General features: G+C 42.3%; 19 protein-coding genes. 9 read left to right on the plus strand and 10 right to left on the minus strand.

Annotated elements, in window-relative coordinates; genetic code table 11:
- Nucleotides 1-212: 212 nt before the first annotated feature.
- From nblR to H6G57_RS29545, 4 genes are all read right to left on the minus strand, one after another.
- On the minus strand, nt 213-908 hold the full coding sequence (gene nblR / locus H6G57_RS02565; protein ID WP_190515755.1) for a response regulator transcription factor NblR: 696 nt from the start codon (nt 906-908) through the stop codon (nt 213-215).
- A gap of 128 nt (nt 909-1,036) precedes the next feature.
- Nucleotides 1,037-1,954 carry an NAD(+) kinase gene (locus H6G57_RS02570; RefSeq protein WP_072718798.1) on the minus strand — a complete coding sequence of 306 codons (918 nt, stop codon included), beginning with the start codon at nt 1,952-1,954 and terminating at the stop codon, nt 1,037-1,039.
- A gap of 134 nt (nt 1,955-2,088) precedes the next feature.
- A complete protein-coding gene (locus tag H6G57_RS02575; RefSeq protein ID WP_190515757.1) occupies nt 2,089-3,069 on the minus strand; it encodes an SDR family oxidoreductase in 981 nt (326 codons plus the stop codon).
- Nucleotides 3,070-3,234: 165 nt separating this feature from the next.
- Entirely contained in the window at nt 3,235-3,399 is a 165-nt protein-coding gene (locus tag H6G57_RS29545; protein ID WP_309235625.1) for a type II toxin-antitoxin system PemK/MazF family toxin, read from the minus strand.
- 30 nt (nt 3,400-3,429) lie between these two features.
- On the opposite strand from H6G57_RS29545, the gene H6G57_RS28620 reads away from it, so the two are divergent.
- The 4 genes from H6G57_RS28620 to H6G57_RS02595 are packed head-to-tail and all read left to right on the plus strand — an operon-like array spanning nt 3,430 to nt 4,247.
- The gene (locus tag H6G57_RS28620; protein ID WP_309235659.1) at nt 3,430-3,522 is read left to right on the plus strand and encodes a type II toxin-antitoxin system HigB family toxin; all 93 of its coding nucleotides are present in this window, start codon (nt 3,430-3,432) and stop codon (nt 3,520-3,522) included.
- Nucleotides 3,506-3,757, plus strand: coding sequence for a transcriptional regulator (locus H6G57_RS02585; protein WP_199313911.1), 252 nt, complete (start codon nt 3,506-3,508; stop codon nt 3,755-3,757). Before H6G57_RS28620 ends, H6G57_RS02585 begins: the two co-directional genes overlap by 17 nt.
- A complete protein-coding gene (locus H6G57_RS02590) occupies nt 3,712-4,056 on the plus strand; it encodes a hypothetical protein (protein ID WP_026796295.1) in 345 nt (114 codons plus the stop codon). Before H6G57_RS02585 ends, H6G57_RS02590 begins: the two co-directional genes overlap by 46 nt.
- Nucleotides 4,053-4,247 (plus strand): hypothetical protein, encoded by a 195-nt coding sequence (locus tag H6G57_RS02595; RefSeq protein WP_026785549.1) that lies wholly within the window; start codon nt 4,053-4,055, stop codon nt 4,245-4,247. Before H6G57_RS02590 ends, H6G57_RS02595 begins: the two co-directional genes overlap by 4 nt.
- Before the next feature lie 464 nt (nt 4,248-4,711).
- On the opposite strand, the gene H6G57_RS02600 is transcribed toward H6G57_RS02595, so the two are convergent.
- Together H6G57_RS02600 and H6G57_RS02605 are read right to left on the minus strand one after the other, a co-directional pair.
- On the minus strand, nt 4,712-6,205 hold the full coding sequence (locus H6G57_RS02600) for an RDD family protein (protein WP_190515758.1): 1,494 nt from the start codon (nt 6,203-6,205) through the stop codon (nt 4,712-4,714).
- Between the two features lie 4 nt (nt 6,206-6,209).
- The gene (locus tag H6G57_RS02605; RefSeq protein ID WP_190515760.1) at nt 6,210-7,532 is read right to left on the minus strand and encodes an RDD family protein; all 1,323 of its coding nucleotides are present in this window, start codon (nt 7,530-7,532) and stop codon (nt 6,210-6,212) included.
- A gap of 335 nt (nt 7,533-7,867) precedes the next feature.
- Between H6G57_RS02605 and H6G57_RS02610 the strand changes: the two genes are divergently transcribed.
- Nucleotides 7,868-8,533, plus strand: a complete 666-nt coding sequence (locus H6G57_RS02610; RefSeq protein WP_190515762.1) for a Uma2 family endonuclease — start codon at nt 7,868-7,870, stop codon at nt 8,531-8,533.
- 19 nt (nt 8,534-8,552) lie between these two features.
- Nucleotides 8,553-10,265 carry an NB-ARC domain-containing protein gene (locus tag H6G57_RS02615; protein ID WP_242048846.1) on the plus strand — a complete coding sequence of 571 codons (1,713 nt, stop codon included), beginning with the start codon at nt 8,553-8,555 and terminating at the stop codon, nt 10,263-10,265.
- Here H6G57_RS02615 and petM read toward each other — a convergent pair.
- Nucleotides 10,239-10,340, minus strand: a complete 102-nt coding sequence (gene petM, locus H6G57_RS02620; protein ID WP_072717448.1) for a cytochrome b6-f complex subunit PetM — start codon at nt 10,338-10,340, stop codon at nt 10,239-10,241. The genes H6G57_RS02615 and petM overlap by 27 nt on opposite strands.
- Nucleotides 10,341-10,432: 92 nt before the next feature.
- Here petM and H6G57_RS02625 point away from each other — a divergent pair, with 92 nt between their 5' ends.
- Both H6G57_RS02625 and H6G57_RS02630 read left to right on the plus strand, forming a co-directional pair.
- Nucleotides 10,433-11,284 (plus strand): alpha/beta hydrolase, encoded by an 852-nt coding sequence (locus tag H6G57_RS02625; protein ID WP_206756683.1) that lies wholly within the window; start codon nt 10,433-10,435, stop codon nt 11,282-11,284.
- A gap of 12 nt (nt 11,285-11,296) precedes the next feature.
- Nucleotides 11,297-11,617: a cupin domain-containing protein gene (locus tag H6G57_RS02630; RefSeq protein ID WP_190515765.1), complete on the plus strand. Its 321-nt coding sequence runs from the start codon at nt 11,297-11,299 to the stop codon at nt 11,615-11,617.
- A gap of 97 nt (nt 11,618-11,714) precedes the next feature.
- Here the strand turns inward: H6G57_RS02630 and H6G57_RS02635 are convergent, their stop codons facing one another.
- From H6G57_RS02635 to H6G57_RS02645, 3 genes are all read right to left on the minus strand, one after another.
- On the minus strand, nt 11,715-13,703 hold the full coding sequence (locus tag H6G57_RS02635) for an iron uptake porin (protein WP_190516293.1): 1,989 nt from the start codon (nt 13,701-13,703) through the stop codon (nt 11,715-11,717).
- Between the two features lie 163 nt (nt 13,704-13,866).
- The gene (locus H6G57_RS02640; RefSeq protein ID WP_190516295.1) at nt 13,867-16,125 is read right to left on the minus strand and encodes an alkaline phosphatase PhoX; all 2,259 of its coding nucleotides are present in this window, start codon (nt 16,123-16,125) and stop codon (nt 13,867-13,869) included.
- A 203-nt stretch (nt 16,126-16,328) separates the two neighbouring features.
- On the minus strand, nt 16,329-17,069 hold the full coding sequence (locus tag H6G57_RS02645; protein ID WP_190515767.1) for a winged helix-turn-helix domain-containing protein: 741 nt from the start codon (nt 17,067-17,069) through the stop codon (nt 16,329-16,331).
- A 509-nt stretch (nt 17,070-17,578) separates the two neighbouring features.
- Between H6G57_RS02645 and H6G57_RS02650 the strand changes: the two genes are divergently transcribed.
- Complete coding sequence (locus tag H6G57_RS02650) at nt 17,579-18,319, plus strand: creatininase family protein (RefSeq protein WP_190515769.1); 741 nt, start codon at nt 17,579-17,581, stop codon at nt 18,317-18,319.
- The last annotated feature ends 19 nt before the right edge of the window (nt 18,320-18,338 follow it).

The following is an 18,338-nucleotide window of genomic DNA, read 5'->3' on the forward strand; positions in this document are numbered from 1 at the left end:
GCGACAAAAGATTGTACAACATCTTAGGCAACTTTGGTATTTTTTTTTGAGGGAACAGGGAAGAGGGAACAGGGAACAGGGGGAGGAGGGGACAAGGGGACAAGGGGATGGGGGACTGGGGACAAGGGGATGAGGGGGCAAGGGGACTGGGGGAGAGGGGAAGGAGTGTGGCTGTCTTTGGTTGCTGATTTTGAACTGTCAACGGTCAACTGTTAACCATCTCGGAGGACATATCCAACGCCTCGAACTGTTTGAATTAGACGTTTTTCCCCTTCATCTTCAATTTTTAGGCGTAAATAACGAATATAAACTTCGATAACATTGGACTCTCCCAGAAAGTCATAACCCCAAACATTCTCTAAAATTTGTTCACGGGTTAAAACTTCGCGAGGATGTTCCATTAAATATTTGAGTAATTCATACTCCTTCATCGTCAGTTCAATCGTTCTACCATTGCGAAGTGCCCGACGAGTCGCTAAATCTAAGACTAACTCCCCAAACCGCAATTGTTCATTATTGCTAGTCGCAGGCTTCAAATACAGATTGACCAGTTCTAAAAAAGTCTCCGTCCGATAGGGTTTTAAACAATAGTCATCCGCTCCTGACTCTAAGCAGGCGATCCGATCTTCGATGGCATCTTTTGCCATTAATACTAACAAAGGTGTATGATTTCCCAAATCCCTTAAATGGCTACACAGAGACAGCCCTGACTCTCCCGCCAACAGTCGGTCAATCACAATTAATGCGGGTTGTAATTCCGTAGCCTGACGTAAACCAACTGTTCCATTACTAGCCACAATCGGATAATAACCCGCCTCTTCTAAATCCAGGCTAATTTGTTGAGCTAACAGTTCATCTGGCTCAATTACTAAAATCGATGGATGATGATCTAACCCCAACTTACTCATTGATTTATTGATTGTTGATGGTTAATTGTTGACAGTTGGCTATTAACCGTTGGCTGTTCAAAGTCAGCGACCTAATGTAGGCATAGCACTCCTCCCCTTGTCCCCCCATCCCCTTGTCCCCCCATCCCCTAAGGTAATTCTACAGAAGTGGGTTTGGCAATATGAGGAAGTCCCCAGCCTAATTTTTCGCGGAGAACTTGGAAAAATTCGGGAGGATGGAGGCGAATAAACTTAGCATGATAGGGCGATCGCTTAACTCTAACCTGATATTCAGGAAGAACATAACAACCCCCATTACCATCCACCACCATCACTAACTGATTTGGACTAGCCGGATAAATAATTACGGGTTCGGTTTCCCCATAAATTAAAGCGCGTGAAGCCAGAGAATGGGGACAGATGGGCAGTAGTTGCAGCACTTCTACCCCCGGTGTTACCACCGCACCTCCGGCGGATAAGGAATAAGCGGTTGAACCCGTCGGAGTCGAAATAATCACCCCATCGGCGGCAATATCCACCGGAGCATGACGACCAATTTTGATTTCAAAATGGCACATACAGGTCATGGGCTCCCGATGCAGTACCATTTCATTCAAACATAACGCTTCCCACAGCACTTGGTCTGCCTGACACACCTCAACCGCAATCATCGTGCGATTTTCAACAATATAGTTTCCTTCGAGAACTTGTTCTAAGATCAGAGGCAGTTGATTCAGGTAGGTTTCCGTTAAAAATCCCATGTGACCTGTATTCACCGCCAACAAAGGAATGCCTTGAGGGGCTAGTATCCGAGATGCTGAGAGAACTGTACCATCCCCACCGAGAACAATCGCAAACATCATCTCCTGATCAAAATCGGGAGGGGCAATTTTATCAATGGGAGTTCGGTGTAAAGGATGAGGTTGAGTGGCATAACCGAGTATTCCCCCTGTTCCGGGTGCCGTGCAAACCTTCATCCCCCGCCCTTTTAACTTGTCTTTGATCTCGGTCGCAGCACGACAAGCGGCGGGTTTTGCGTCATTGTAAATAATCCCTACTTTTGACACGCGAAGTTTTGTTAAATTGGGTTTAAACAGAATTAGAGTCTGTCTCAGAACCAGGATGGACATCCCAATTCTGATCGGAGACAAAATTTTAACGATGGTTAAAGCATACCCTGTCTTTGGGCGATTGCGTTGAGTTAGAGGGGCTTGAAGGGATTGCTCCTTTTTTTGCGTTTTTTGAGCTTTTCCTGTTCATATTCTAATTCTTTAAGTTTTTTCATAATTCGACTAAAGTATTCTTGCAGATAAGACTCTAAGGTGCTGATTTCCTGGGAATCAATGCCAAAAACTTCATAGGTTTCATCCATTGAAGCTTGTAAGGACTGACCATTGGCTAAGACTTCCGCAAAAGCAAGACGGTCAGACACATTCCCAGTCCACTGAAACCAACGGGTAACTTGGCGGAATAGACGCAGGATTTCCGTTGGGGTACGGGTAATTTTAGCTTGTTTGTTAGAGAGCCGTTCACACAATGCAATAATATCCTCAGCCGTCCAAGCTTTGGAACCCACTACTGGGAAACTTCTATTTTCAGTTTCAGCGACGGATAAGGCCTTAACTGCAAATTTAGCAATATCTTGGGTATCCATATAGGCAACGGGAGAACTGACCCCCGGAACCCAAACCGCTTGTTGATCTAAAATGGGGATGGCATATTGACCAATTAACCCTTGAAAAAATCCACAAGGTCTTAGAATGGTGTATTTTAAACCGGACTCAGCTAAAAATAGTTCGGTACAGCGCTTGATTTCTAATAAAGGCACTTGAGGATATTTCTCGGCATCCAAAAACGAAAAGAATACAAATCGTTGAACTCCCGCCTGGGCTGCGGCTTGAATTAGAGCCACTTTCCCTTCCCAGTCTACTTGTTTAATCCCTAATGAATCTGTAGGACGGGCGGTTGCAGCATCAATAACGGCTGTTACGCCTTCTAATGCAGCTTTTAAGCTTTCCGGTTCGCATAAATCCCCTGGAACCAGTTCTGCCCCCCATTCCTTTAAAAACGCGGCTCTGCGGTAACTGCGTGCTAAACAACGCACGGTATACCCTTCATCAAGCGCCCGTCGCGCCACCTGTCTCCCCAATGTCCCAGTCGCACCGACAATTAATAAAGTCATGAATATCAGTTTGAAGCTTAAAGTTTATTAAGTATGGTATCAAACATTCTCACATTTTTTTACAAAACTTTACAAAAATTTGAAGATTGGCCCTGTAGATCTTTTCGTCAAGGGGTCGCGATCGCACTTTAAGGATGAGGCGTAATTAGATTCACTCAACTGTCTCTAGCTGCTATCCGAAAATTCTATAGGGGTGATTGGCAGAATTGTAACTGTATCGGCGGCGCGGTTATTTGCATCGTTGCTTACTATTAGCACGGGACGGCGTTTATTCATCTCAGAGCCAACCACAGGGCTAAGATTCGCGTAGTAAATTTCACCACGTTTCATCTGTTAATCCATTATAGATTAATAGTTAGTATTGACTATGAACGCCAATTGATTTATATCAAATACATTCTTACTCATGCTGAGTATGATAAGGAGAACTGGAAAAATGACCCTTACTTTTAATCCAGATAAATACAAAGAGTTATTGTCTCAGTATCAGCCTAAGATCATTAGAACTGAAGCGGAAAATGAAAAGGCTTTGGCTATTGTGGAAGAGTTGATGCACCGCCCTGATCGCACTCCAGAAGAAGATGAATTATATGAATTATTGATTGTATTAATTGAAAGATTTGAGCAAGAATATTATGCACTATGGCTAATTTACCATCAAGAACAACTGAAACTATCAATCAATTAAAACAGCAGGCGTTAGACATTGTTAATGAAGCTTCAGCCTTGGAATTAACTATTTTTGAGCTATTTGGAGAGACAGAGGTAACGATTCCGGCACTAGATGAAATGAAAAGTGCCGCCGAAGATGCTGAATCTTCCTACTCTCAACTGTCTAATATCCAGCTTCAAATTGCCAAAGCTCAACATCAGGCCTCTCCTGATATGCTACAATTACTAGAACGAGCTATAGCACGAACCCAAGCAAGGATTCCGGCGTTGGAGCGTAGTATTAAAGAAGTTAAAATGGAATATAACTTGCCATGAATAAACAACCCCATATCCCCGATCCAGAAACATCTAAACGCTTGCTTGCTAACCTCCGCCGCTCTCGGATGGAGGTTCAAGAAGTGAATTTAGAATTAGGAGAAATTAATGCGATGCTGGCAGAACAGCTTCGCGAACAAAGATTGAAGCGAGTCAGGCGATCGCTCAATAACTCAACAGCAGAATTATAAAATGATTAGCAAAAGTAGCCAAAAGTTTATGGAGCGCGATCGCGCTTTTTTAACCACAGATCGACGTGGATGAATAAAGGGCGATCGCTAATATTACTATGATCGAACTATGGGGTAACTATCCTACAGCATCATCCTATCTGAACGATTGGATCGTTCAGATAGGATGATGCTGTCACGCAGTTAATTTTTTTGCCCAAAACCCTTGCTGCAAGGACTCTAGCCTACAAAATATCAAATTTAGATGCGTAGCAGCTTAGTAAATAAGGCATTTTTTACTATCTCTGGTTGCGTGTTGATGACGACACCAAAGATGTTTGTATAAACACCTATAATTTCGTTAGTTTCTGTGTACTGAATAATCGTGTCTGCAATACCATCTTGATTGACATCAGTAGGAGTAAAGGTAAGAATGTCTATTATTATAATGGGTTTCGTAAAGTGTCATCTGATCACATTTATTATTACTGTGGCGGGGATTGTTGTTGATTTAATTCCTCCTGGGTGACACAACAATCAGGACTAACTTTAACTGATAGATTTTCTCCCTCACGATTAATATCAAAATTTAGAGGAAAGTACAAAAGTGAAGAAATAATACGAGACTGAACATCAGAAGCACGAGCAACGTTTGTCCCATCTATACTCTGAATAATATCTCCTGGTCGCAGGTCGGCTTTAGCTGCTGGTGAATCTTCGTTAACCTCAATAATTATAACACCTGTATCTTGAGTAATGGAAAAAGGTAAACTCCCATTCTGATTAATTTCATCTCGAACTTGAGACGAAAGTTCAGTCATTTTAATTCCTATGCGGGGATAACCCAAAAAAGTAGGGTTAACAGGAAATTCCATTACTGAGCCATCAGAATTCACTGAAATATTGCGGAATGTGACTGGGTTTTCTTTTTCGGGGCGTACAGCAATCAGAAAATTATCAGGTCGATAAGTATCGCTAGGTTTGTCAGTATCCAGATCTGTAGGATCTTCACCTACTATTACTAGCCCTTTATATGATTGCCGAAGTTTCATTGTTTGCCTAATGTTTTGAATGCCGCCTTTCCCATCGGGTAGACGAACTACCATAAATCCTGAATCTCCATTAATAGATAGAATAGCCTGATGCTGAGTCGCACCAACAGCAAACTCTAAGCCCCAAACGCCATTTGTTTGAGACTCAACCCCAGGTGGAGGTGAAATTAGTTCTCCCAGTCCAGTATTATTTTCTGTAGGTTCAGGAGCAGGTGTAGCTGCGGGTGTAGGTGCGGGTGTAGGTACAGGTGTGGGTACAGGTGTGGGTGTAGGTGTTTGTGGGTTTGTAGTTTCTGGCTCTTTAACCAGATTTGAGTTTTTGGGAACCTGTGAAAAAATTCCTTTGGATATTAGAACTGCAATTGCCAATCCAGCTAGCGGTTTCCACGAAATTGAGCTAGACTGACCTCGACCATTAACAATGTAACATCTAGCTATAATATCATGAAGTGCTTGCTTTTCTGGTGTATATCCTGCCATCAAATAGCCAACAATCCCAACTAATAATCCTATGACAAAAAGGGCTATAGATAGATAATAATAAGGAGAATCTGATGCTGATGTACTGGGTGTCATAACAGCCATGAAGGCAGCTGCTATCCAAAATACAAAACAAGCTGACTTAGCGAAATATCTTGCTGTGGCTTTGCCAAAAGAAATCTGATTTCCCTGAAGATTGGTAACAATAATACCCACGACTCTCTTCCCAAGAGTTCCCTGGATTGAAGAACTTTCAAGGATAGCATAATAAATCCAACCTATGATCTGCATCAAGATCAGATACATAGCTAGTTCAGCATTTGGCTGTTGTAATTCTGATGGTGAGCGACCAACAATTATAAAACCAATGAAAATGAAAATAATTGTATCTATTAATAAAGCAACAAATCTTTTTTCAAATCCTGCATAGCCAGTTGTCCTAGTCATTGGATTATTTCCTAATTACTAAACAGTCAGATAATTGATCATGGAGAGTTCTTCTTTTCTGGGTAAATCCCCCCATTAAGAAACCCATAAATATAAGCAAGTATGAGATTAGTTTACTGCCATGTCTTTTTGTGGCTTGCTCAAAAGAAATCTGATTTCCACTTAAATCTGTAACAATAATTCCCACTGCCATCTTGCCAAGAGTTGCTTGCAGAAAAGAACTTTCCATGATTGGACAGTACAGAAATCCCAGCACGATATACCAGAAAATCCAACCCACTAAAGTAGCAGTGCCACCAAACATTACCGCATTAATGAGAAGACTACTGATCGCTAAAATAGAGATGTCAATCAAATAGGCTACCAATCGACGACCAAAATCTGCTGGTTGTAATATGGGTGGTGGTTGTTGGTATGGCGGTTGTGAGGGTGGTTGTTGGTATGGCGGTTGTTGGTATGGCGGTTGTGGGGGTGGCGGTGGTAAGAAAGGTTTGGTTTGTAGTAGCTGATGAACAGCTTGCAGCGCTTCTGAAGCCGATTGATAGCGTTCTTGATATCTGAAACGTACCATTTTTTCTAAAATATTGGCAAAGTCATCACTGACTTGTACTCTATTTCGCCAGACAACTTCCGAATTATTAGGATTAGCAAGTTGCATCGGAGATAAACCTGTGATAGCTTCAATCCCAATCATTCCCACTGCATAAATGTCGCTACAGAATAAAGGTTGTCCTCCTAATTGTTCAACAGGCATATAACCGGGCGTACCAACGACAGAATTTATAACCACTTGCCCCTGTGTATTAAATACTTGGGTGCTGATTTCTTTGACCGATCCAAAGTCAATGAGTACAATCTTTTTATCTGAATGTCTGATCATTAAGTTTTCTGGCTTAATATCGCGGTGAATCACTCCTTTTTGATGAACAAACTCCAAAACTTCTAAAATGTCTCTCAAGAGGTAAGAGACATCATGTTCATGCAATTGTTTACCTGGATAAATGTCTTTACGAAGATTGTTACCCTTGACAAATTCTTGGACTAAGAAAAATTCTTGATTTTCTAGGAAGTAAGCTAAAAGCCTCGGAATTTGATCGTGTTGTCCTAATGTTTTCAGTGTTTTAGCTTCTTTTTCAAATGCCTCTTGCACCCACTTCCAAACAGACTGTTTCTGTTGCGGCTTGAGTCTTTTAACGACGCAGGGTTCATTGAAATAGTTAGCATCTTCAGCTAAAAATGTTTCCCCAATACCACCCTCTCCCAGTTCGCCTGTGATGTGATAGCGTCCATTCTGAAGTTTTGTTCCAACAAGACTTGCTCCGAACATAAAAGTTTTAGGACTTTTGCTAGGAAATAGCTTAACAAGCCCACAGTGCCAGCCTTGATAAGCTGCTACGCATCTAAATTTGATATTTTGTAGGCTAGAGTCCTTGCAGCAAGGGTTTTGGGCAAAAAAATTAACTGCGTGACAGCTTATCAACAGCACTGACGGACAAAGGTAGTCTGATCCTCTGATAATAATCCCGAATCGCTACACTGTATCGGCTCAACGGCTCACCATTTGGCTCAATATAAAAGGCTCTTTTGGCTCTTTTGGTTCATTTTTGCCACCAAAGCATGATATAATTGTAGCGATCGCACATTATCGGGCAGGTATCCAAGATGACAGCCACCCTGATTCAGCCACCCCAAGAGAAACAAAGTCCCCTTGCGGATCATGTTCTTTTGAAAAATATTAGTTGGCAAACCTATCAATTGCTGTTACAAGATTTAGCGGAACAGCCGGGGATTCGCCTGATTTATGACCAAGGTTTACTAGAAATTATGACACCTTTAGATCCCCACGAAGGTAACAAAAAACTATTAGGCCGTTTGGTAGAAACTCTGACTGAAGAATTAAATATTGAAGTCAGGAGTTTGGGTTCGAGAACTTGCCAACGTCAAGATTTAAACAGAGGTTTTGAACCTGATCAATGTTACTATATCCAAAATGAATCTTTAGTCTGGGATAAAGAGCAAATTGACCTGCAACAAGACCCACCACCGGATTTAATTATTGAAATTGATATTACCAGTAGCTCTATTAATCAATTAGAACTTTATAAAGCGTTTCGTGTACCGGAAGTTTGGCGGTATGATGGAAAAAATATAATATTCTATCAATTAGAAGGAGAAGCCTACCGAGAAACAGATAACTCTCCTACTTTTCCCTTTCTTTCTCAAACTGACATTATGCACTTTTTGGAACTCAAGAAAACGACTAGGGAAAATGCTTGGATTGGCTTGTTCCGTGAGTGGGTGAAAAGTCAAATTCCAACAGCAAATTGAATGAGTAAGAGGTTGCGTAATGGCGGGTTTACTCAGGGCGTCTGAAGAAGGGCTAAAAATTATTAATCTAGCCAGACGTAACCCTGGCTGGAACAAAACAGATGAACTCTGGTGTCAAGCCGCCCTAACTTCAAAAGCAACATTAAAACGGTTTTGGACACACAAGCGAATTCGACGCGAAACATTTATTGATATTTGTAAAGCAGTAGGAGTTAATAACTGGGAAGACATTATCGATCGCAATGATATCAAGCAAACAGAACCACTTTTAGCCGCCGCGATCGCAGATATCCCCCTAAACTCTGAAACTGATAAAAACTTCCCCCTCCCTGAAAATTTACCCCCCGTGAGAAATTGGGTAAATCGCACAAAAGAACTTGATATCTTAAAAGCTACTATTATTAACTCAGATATCACAGCCATCTCAATTGTTGGATTACCAGGCATCGGAAAAACCTCCCTCATTAGCCAACTAATTCGCCAATTACACACAGAAAACACCTGCTTTACCGCCGTCGTTTGGCAATCATTAGAATCGGCAACAGGCAAAGCACCCTCCTTTGATCGCATAATTGACTCCCTGCTATTTACCCTCTCCAACGGCGACATTACTGCTGAAAATGACTGTGGCAAAAAAACTGAAAATCTGCTCAAAATCCTCAGAGAAAAACCTTGCTTGCTCGTTTTTGATCGCGCTGACACACTTTTGAAAGCAGGAGAGGCAAAAGCTGCTGGTTATTTCTCCGACAACTGTGCCGAATATGCTTGGTTATTCAAACAACTATTAGAAACAGAACATCAAAGCAAAATCCTATTCACCAGTCGTGAAAGTTTAGCGGAATTACCACCAAGTCTTACCCGTGAAATCCAGCTAAATGGACTCAATCAAGATGCAGCCATTACCTTATTACAATCTTTTAATCTAACAGGGAATGAAGAAGAATTAGTCGAACTTTCCCATCGCTATCAAGGACATCCTAAAGCTTTGCAATTGGTAGCTGCCTTAATTCGAGATCATGCTGAATTTCAGGGAAATGTAGGAAAATTTTTGCAGGATAGAGACTGGTTATTAATCCGAGATATCAAAAAGTTAATTGATGAAATAATAGTGCGTCTTAGTGAAATAGAGCAAACTTGTCTCAGCCGAATTTCTGTCTATCAAACTTCAGAATATCCCCTATCTTTTGCTGCAATTGCTACTCAAATGCCAGAAGTAAGTAAATATGAACTCAAAGAAAATATTATCCTGGCTCTCAAGCGTCGGCAATTGCTATATTATGATTACCAACGCGAATCCTATCAATTGCATCCCCTAGTCCAAGAAAAAGGCGATCGCTTATTGAATCAAAACCCTGAAAATGTTAGCATAGCCCATCGTCAAGCTTATCGTTATTATATTAATATTCCGCTCAAACCTAAATCTGAATGGCAAAATATTGAGGATATTAAGCCCTTAATCAGAGCGCACTATCATGCGTCTCAAGCAGAAGATTTAGATGCAGCAAAGGCGATAATTACTGAAGTCTGCGAGGTTATTGACTGGGTGGGGGGTTTTATCCAGATATTTTCTACCCACCGAGCATTGCTCACTATCCCAGTGAGACTGTTGACGGTTGAGGAGTCAGAGGAAACAGAGGAAACAAAGGTGCAGGCCAAAAACCAATTTTTTCCCACCTCCCCGGCTCCCTCGGCTCCTCCTACTCCCCTATTCTCCGCCTTGGATTTTCAGTAACAGAAAGCCACCACCGAGACCGACGAGAATTAAAGAAAAACAGACCAGGGCGGTTGAGAAGATTTCTCCAGTCATCTATTGCATCTCCATTTATGATAATTAAGGCTTATTGTATCGGATTGTTGACACCCCGATAGAAGTTTGAACCCCTAACCTAATCTATGTTTATGTTCAATTTTGCTGAACTGGGACGTTTCTTTTTTGAAGGGATAAATGTTTACCCCAATATTTCCTATCGTCAAATCAATGATGTAACGGTTTTTCTGGATATCTATCAACCTAAAAACTTAACGGGAAAAAATAAAACCTTAGTTGCTATTCATGGAGGGGGGTGGATATCAGGAAATAAGGAAGAAATTGTCCCACAATTGATTCCATTTTTAACTCAAGGATGGTCTATAGTTAATGTAGAATATCGTTTAGGGGCTGTAGCTTTAGCTCCGGCGGCGGTTGAAGATGTTTGTTGTGCATTACGCTGGGTTTTTTCCCATGCTGATGAATATCAATTTGACTGTAATAAAATTGTTGTGATTGGCGGTTCTGCCGGAGGACATTTAGCAACTTTATGTAGTATTTTACCTAATTCTGCTGGATTCGATAGATTGACTGAAATCTCTGATTACAATCACTCTGAAAACTTACCCGAACTAAAGGTTGCTGCCATTATTAATTTGTTTGGGATTATGGATGTTAACGATATTCTAAGGGGGATTAATCGCAAAGATTATGCAGTTCTTTGGTTTGGACAACAACCCAATATAGAGGAATTAGCAACTCAAATTTCCCCGATTAATTATGTTCGCTCTGGATTACCCCCTGTATTAACAATTCATGGGAATCAAGATGAGTTAGTTCCCTATCAACAAGCAGTTAAAATGCACCAAAAGTTAGATGACTTTAGGGTTCCTAATCAATTATTAACCTTAACAGGGGCAGGACATGGCAACTTTTCCCCAGAACAAGCTTATTTAATCTATCAAACTATTCAAGACTTTTTGCAAACTTATCAACTCAGCTAAAAGGAGGAAACCATGAGTCAAACTGTTTGGAATTTACAGGATAAAATTCAATACTCAGACAATGGAATTTTAAGTTCCGTGATTTGGAAAGATAATATCTGTCAGTATACCTTATTTTGTTTAGCAGAAGGAACGGATATTTCTGAACATACCTCTAGTCGAAATGCAACAGTTCAAGTTTTAGAAGGACAAGGAATTTTAACGTTAAATGGCGAAGAGATTCGATTAGAACCCGGAGTTTTTATCTTCATGACTCCTAACGCTCCCCATCGGTTAAAAGCCGAGTCTAATTTAGCTTTTTTACTGACCCTATCTATCCTAGAAGATCATTAGTATAAACATTTCTAATAAGCACAAAAAAAATAGAGAGGAAAACCGGGTTTCTTCTCTATTTTAAGATTCATACAGGATTGATGGGAACCCTTTCCCTTTAGAACCGGAATTGAGTCCGCAGTGTTCCGACAACAATCGTACTGTTGTCGCTGTTATGATCCGGGTTAGTTACGACATAGAAGCCCGGAGTAATGGCGATGTAGTCGTTGATGGGATAACGATAGAACCCTTCAATATGAATTGAGGTATCTTTATCCTCTAAAGCACTGATATCGTGGCTGGTCACTTGGGGAGGCATACCGACAATTAAACCACCTAAGCCACCTTCTTTGAAGACATCAGGGAATGCCAAGGTGACCGCCCAGTTTATGATGGTTGCGGTATTATTACCACCTTGTTTTTGATCTGCCCAGGTTGAACCAAACCAGCCGCCTAACTCAAAGTTTTTGGAGAGACGCCAGTTGGCTTGGAACCCTAAGTTTTCCGTTGTTGTGGAATTGTCACCAAAGGGTCTATTGGCAATCCAGCTACCCGTACCTCCACTGATCAATGATGAAGTAGACGCCATGTCATCAGAGGAGAAGTAGCGGTGGTTATATTCCAAAGAAACACCAATCTTAGGACTGGGGTTAAACAGCAATTGTAGACCTGTGCTGTAACCGCCATTGAACAAGCCACGACCTTGATCAGCGTATTCAGCTTGGCTGGCTAAGTAACCTAAGTTCAGTTTGAATTTGTCATTGAAGGCATATTTCAGAGCCACCCCAGTTCCTTCCGGGCCACGGAAGGTCGTTGGGTTATAGCGACCAAAGCGGGACACGGCACCATCCCCAGAACCACCGAAGGGAGTTACATAGTCATAAATATCATCTAAGTCAAGACCATTGGCCCCGACGTAGACTTGACCTTTGCCATTGGAGACGGGGAAGCGATAGTACAAGTCATCTAAAACAATGCCGTTGTTGACACCATCAATGGCGGTACGACTCATCAAGGTATTGGTGATGTCGTAGTTAGCAAGGTTAGGAATGGATTTAGCTTCTAACCGGGTTCTTAATAAATCTTGTCCAGTAAAGCTGGTATCAAAGTTTAAACGAGCCCGATAGCCGAAATAAGCTTCCGTCGGATCGCTATCTTCGGGGGCAAAGTTACCCACAACGTTGTTAGTCGCGCGATCGCCTGCTGCATCACCCATCCAGAAGATCACTTCCCCACGCAGTTTGGTGGTGGTCGAGAACTGATTCGCTTCTAATTCTGCGGTTCTTGCTTCTAAGGCATAAACGCGACCGCGCAGGGTTGCCAATTCGGCTGCAAACTCTTCTTGTAAGCGTTGCAGGACGGCTAAATCTTCACGGGTGACTAAGTTAGCGACAGAAGCCGCAATCAGTTCGTTAACCCGTTCTAAACAGGCATTTAAACCCGCCGCGAACTCGTAACGGGTCATGGCACGGTTGCCTTTATAGGTGCCATCGGGATAACCCGCGATACAACCGTAGCGTTCAACCAGGGACTGTAAGGCTTGGAAAGCCCAGTCCGTGGGTTGAACGTCAGATAATTGAGAAACCGATGTCACTTGTTCTAGGACATCAGTGACCTCAGAATACTCATTAATCTGTTCTAAACCTAATCCTTGGGTTTCCGGGGATTCAACCGCTTCCATCTGAGCGACTTGGAACTCAGAAGCTTGAGCAGTTTGTAGCGGTACTGAAGCCTCTGAGGACGCACTCACGAATTCACTAGCGGGGCTGGTGATAGGTTGAGCCGTGGCAACAGTCTGCGGTTCCATCTGAGTCGGAGACTCACCATTGACCAGATTAGTAGGTTCAACGGCAACATCAGCATCAGGAGCCACTGACAGAGCCAGTTGCTCTGCGGATGACTCGGAATTGGCTTGATGTTGCAAATCAGTATTTTGTCCAGACGGGGCAACAGCACGGGCAGCTTCGATGGTGATTGAAGCCGGATCTGCTGCATTTGCCAACTTCTCCGATGGAGCCTCGGTTGCTAAGGCTGCATTGGTTAAGAGAAGGGCCGCTCCCAGAACGCCCGGACTCTGCTTTAGAGTGTTCAATAAAACTTTGTTCATCATCTCAATTCTCACACCGACACTTAAAATACCTGAAGCAAGGGAGTCCCCAGCTCGATTGAACCAATAGTATCATATCTTAACTAGAGTTTCTCCTGCGTCAAGTAGGTAAACACAAAGTCAAGGTTGATTTTCAACTTAATTCTATCAGTAGAAGCTTGGCTTAGACCGGGTTTCGCTTCTCAACAAGGGGTTGAGAATTGATCCGTCGAATTGCCACAACTGATGGCTTAGGGGGGTCATTGGGTTTCTTAGTGGGCCAGTTCGATCCGACAGGAACCTGACGAGTTTGCATAAACTCTTCTCCCTCGGTAGTTTGCAATGCAAATTGAAGTGTTTTTGTTGCCATATTCTGACGAGTCCGGTGCAACTCACCCGGATGTTGAGCCGCCATAAATAAAGTTTTTTGATCCGGAGTAAAAAACGGTCCCGTCATTTCAGATTCCATTGGCCCGATGGCAAATAAAAAGGCTTGACCCGCAGCGTCCCCAGATGTTGGCAAAAACCAAACGGAATTATTGCCATACACCCCTAATAAATCCTTTTCCTCTAAAGGTTGTTGGTTCTCATCCAAACGACCTTGGGTAACGGGTTGATTGTGTTTACTGGTGGCAATATCCGTTACCATCCATAAATTCCCAGCGGCATCGAGGGCTAAATTATCGGGGTTGGAAAACCCTAACCCCCCTTCAGCGACTTCTCCTCCGGTGGCGAACATTTGCCATCGAAAGGTCATCGCCTGGGGGACATTCCCCTCTTCTACTAAACGCATCACCCATCCGTATTGATAGGGTTTTTCTTGAGAAGGATGTTTAAAAATCTGTAGGTTAGGCCCCCCCGTTTCAGCATTCGCCTCACCGGACGTAAACGCAATAAATAAGGCCCCATCTGGCCCCACTTCTGTATCTTCCGGTCGAGCCGTACAGGTTGCTCCAACAGCACTCGCGGCTAAGTGAGCATCAATTAAAATCGCGCCTTGTTGCTCTTCTGGATTTCCGGTATATAAATTGCCAAGGGTTTTAAAGCGTTGCTTAAAGCGTTGAATATCTTCCTGGGTTTTAGCCACAAAACTGCCGCCATCAGGTCGTTGGGGTAAACTAATCACGCCTCCCGCATGAACACCTGGGAGATCGGGATTTACGGTGGTATCGGCTTTTAAAGGAATCCAGCGACCTGTACCATCAGGATTAAATTGAGCCGCATACAACATCCCCTTGGATAATAACTGGGAATTTTTTTTATCCTGGGCATTTTTAACAGTGTTTTTACTGACAAATTTATATAAATGTCCGCTTAGGCGATCGCATCCTGAATAAAATGCTAAGGGTTGACCCACTACCACCCGCACCCCAACCGCCTCATGACGATAACGTCCGAGCCAAGTATGTTTTGTCCCATAATCCTGTGGATTCGTGGGATCAACTTCCACAATCCAACCATATTTATTCCCAGCCAGTCCAAAAACATTTCCTAAACCCTCCATTTTTTCTAATATAAAGGGGGTTTCACTGGGATGATAAGCAGTTCCATCGGGATAAACCGCTTCAGGGACATAACTTTGGAAATTTTCTTCCGCACTCAAAACCGTTCCCCAAGGCGTTGTTCCTCCAGCACAATTACTAAAAGTCCCAATAATTTTTTCCCCAAATGGATCGTTGTATCCCTTACCTTTTTTGCGAAATATAGCAACGGCTGGCCCTGTCGCTTTTAAATAATGTTGATCTTTCCACCCTGATAGTCCAGTAATTCGTCGATCATTTGGGGAATAGGTTCGCACCCAACGGCCATTGGCTTGACGCTGAACAGAAATTACCCCCATCCCTAAATCAATTAATCCTTCTTGGGAGAGTTGTACAATTTCCTGTCGTAATAAATCTTTTTCAGGTAATGCAAACGCATTAATTTTCTGCTCTTGGGTCAAGGACTGAATTTTTTTCAAAGATAACGGTTTTCCAATTACCTGTGAGTATGTTTCAAACCAAATCCCCGGACTAATATACTCAAAATTAACCGTCAAAAAACCTTCATTTTCCCCTATTGGCACAAAGGAAACATAATCATTGTTATATCCAAACCGAGAATTTCCTACTTTGTCCCCCCAACTGGCAATAACATCATAAGTAAATCCTTCGGGTAGCACTAAATCATCTACAACTTGATAGGTACTGTAGGCTTGAATTTGATTAGAGATAGGGGGAACACTGACGAGATTTGTAGATTCAGACAGGTAAGCCGGATTAACTAAATCAGAGGCATTTGGTAATGGCCCTTTCATCGGTTTGAAAGGTAAGGATGGGGAACTTTTGGGGGGCGAAAATGACTCCATCAAAGGTAATTTGGTGGACTTCTGGCAAGATCCGACTGCTACTGTCGTAAAACTGGCAGAAAATAAGAATAGAAAATCACGGCGCTTCAGAGACATAAAACTTTTAAGCGGTATTGATGATTGAGTTGGAGAAGTTTCATGATGATAAATAAGCATGAAATAATAACTCCCCTTTTATTGAATAAAAGGGAGTATTTAAAGGGATGCCATCATTCATGGGGATAGTGCTGAACGGTTAATTAAAATTGTTTCAGTTTGTTAATTCAAAACAAATTCAGTTGTCTTCAGACCTGAGAATATCAACCTAATCGATAACCAAACCCCCGAACCGTAATAATATATTCGGGTTTGCTAGGATTTATTTCTAATTTTTCTCGTAACCAGCGAATATGAACATCAACGGTTTTACTATCTCCAATAAAATCCTGTCCCCAGATAATATCTAATAATTGTTCTCGTGACCAAACTCGCCGGGGATAACTCATGAAAAGTTCTAGTAACCGAAACTGTTTCGGGGACAGTTTAATCTCTTCGCCCCGTAGCAAAACGCGGCATTCTTCTGGATACAAAATAACTTCTTTATATTGCAACATAACGGGTGCAGGGAGTTGACCGAGGCGTTGACGACGCATTAACGCCCGACAACGCGCCATAAACTCCCGAATTCCAAAGGGTTTAGTCAGATAGTCATCGGCGCCTGCTTCTAAATAAAAAGCCGAATTATTGGCACTTTCCCGCAACCCAATAATTAAAATCGGGACTGAATTTCCTTGATGTCGTAACATACGACACAGATCTAACCCATTAATCGAGTCCATGATTAAAAGGTTAAAGGGAAATTCGCTGATGGCAGAAGTTGGGTTTTGGATTGAGGGGAGAGCATCTCGCCCATCTAAAGCCACGATGACACGATAACCTTGTTCTTCTAACGCCAGGGAAAGCATCTCCCGCCAAGGCTGTTCGTTTTCTAACAGTAAAATTTGACCATTGTTTCTGACATCGGAACGGGAAGAACTCTCGCTTAATTCAGGAGAAAACATAAAAAAATTTTGTTGTGTTGGATGATAACAGAGTAGGGAAAGCAGCAATTAAGGGTCGCTGCTCATCATTCGGCATTCTGAGGAGTTAGCCGAGTGTTAACCATCCAACATAAATATGTTCTCCGTTGCGAATTCCTTCACAGAGGGAATCCCGGTATTGAACTGCTACAACAAATCCTACCCCGGGCTTGGTGGGGGGGTCGTCAGACTCATCCTGATTGGGCTTCGGTTCTAGGTTTTTAAGCATTGTTCACGCTCAATTTGCCTGGTTGTTTGGAATCTGAATTAGTGGAGATGGCTTTTATCGTATTAGGAGAAGGTTAACACAAGGTAAAGCTTGGGTAATCTTTCGGTTAAATTATTCTAATCAGATGAAAATTTGAAAAGGATAGGGATTGATATAGATTGATGGCTCAATTCGCGGGATTATCGTCGTTCTGTCTTGGTATCCAAACCGATAGATTAAATCGCTACAATAAAAGAGATTGATTTTAACTTAACTTAACATAATGTTACTGCATCTAAGCACTTGGCAAGAAGTCGAAACTTACCTGACCCATTCTTCAGGTATTATTATTCCCATTGGTTCTACAGAACAACATGGCCCAACGGGATTGATCGGGACGGATGCGATTTGCGCCGAAGCCATCGCCAAAGGAGTTGGAGAAGCTACCCAAGCTTTAGTTAGCCCCACTATCAACGTCGGTATGGCGTTACACCACACCGCCTTTCCAGGCACAATCAGCCTTAGACCGACCACCTTAATTCAGGTAATCAAAGATTATATCACAAGTTTAACGAAAGTAGGGTTTACTCACTACTTTTTTATTAACGGACATGGAGGCAATATTGCCACACTGAAAGCCGCTTTTTCGGAAACTTACGCTCATGTTGGAGATATCAATTTACCTAAAGCTGATCAAGTCAAATGTCAAGTGGGAAATTGGTTTATGTGTAGCTCCGTTTATAAATTAGCAAAAGAGTTATATGGAGATCAAGAAGGTTCCCATGCTACACCGAGCGAAGTCGCTTTAACCCAATATATTTATCCTGATGCGATTAAGCAAGCCCCCCTGACACCGGACGTCGCCAAAGGATATCCTATTTATGGTGCACAGGATTTTCGTCAACATTATCCCGATGGTCGCATGGGGTCTAATCCTGCGTTAGCCACTCCAGAACACGGTCAACAATTTTATGAATTAGCCGTTAAAGAATTGAGTCAAAGCTATTTAGAGTTTCTACATTAGAGGGGAACAGGGAATAGGG

Source organism: Planktothrix sp. FACHB-1365, assembly GCF_014697575.1.
GTDB lineage: Bacteria > Cyanobacteriota > Cyanobacteriia > Cyanobacteriales > Microcoleaceae > Planktothrix.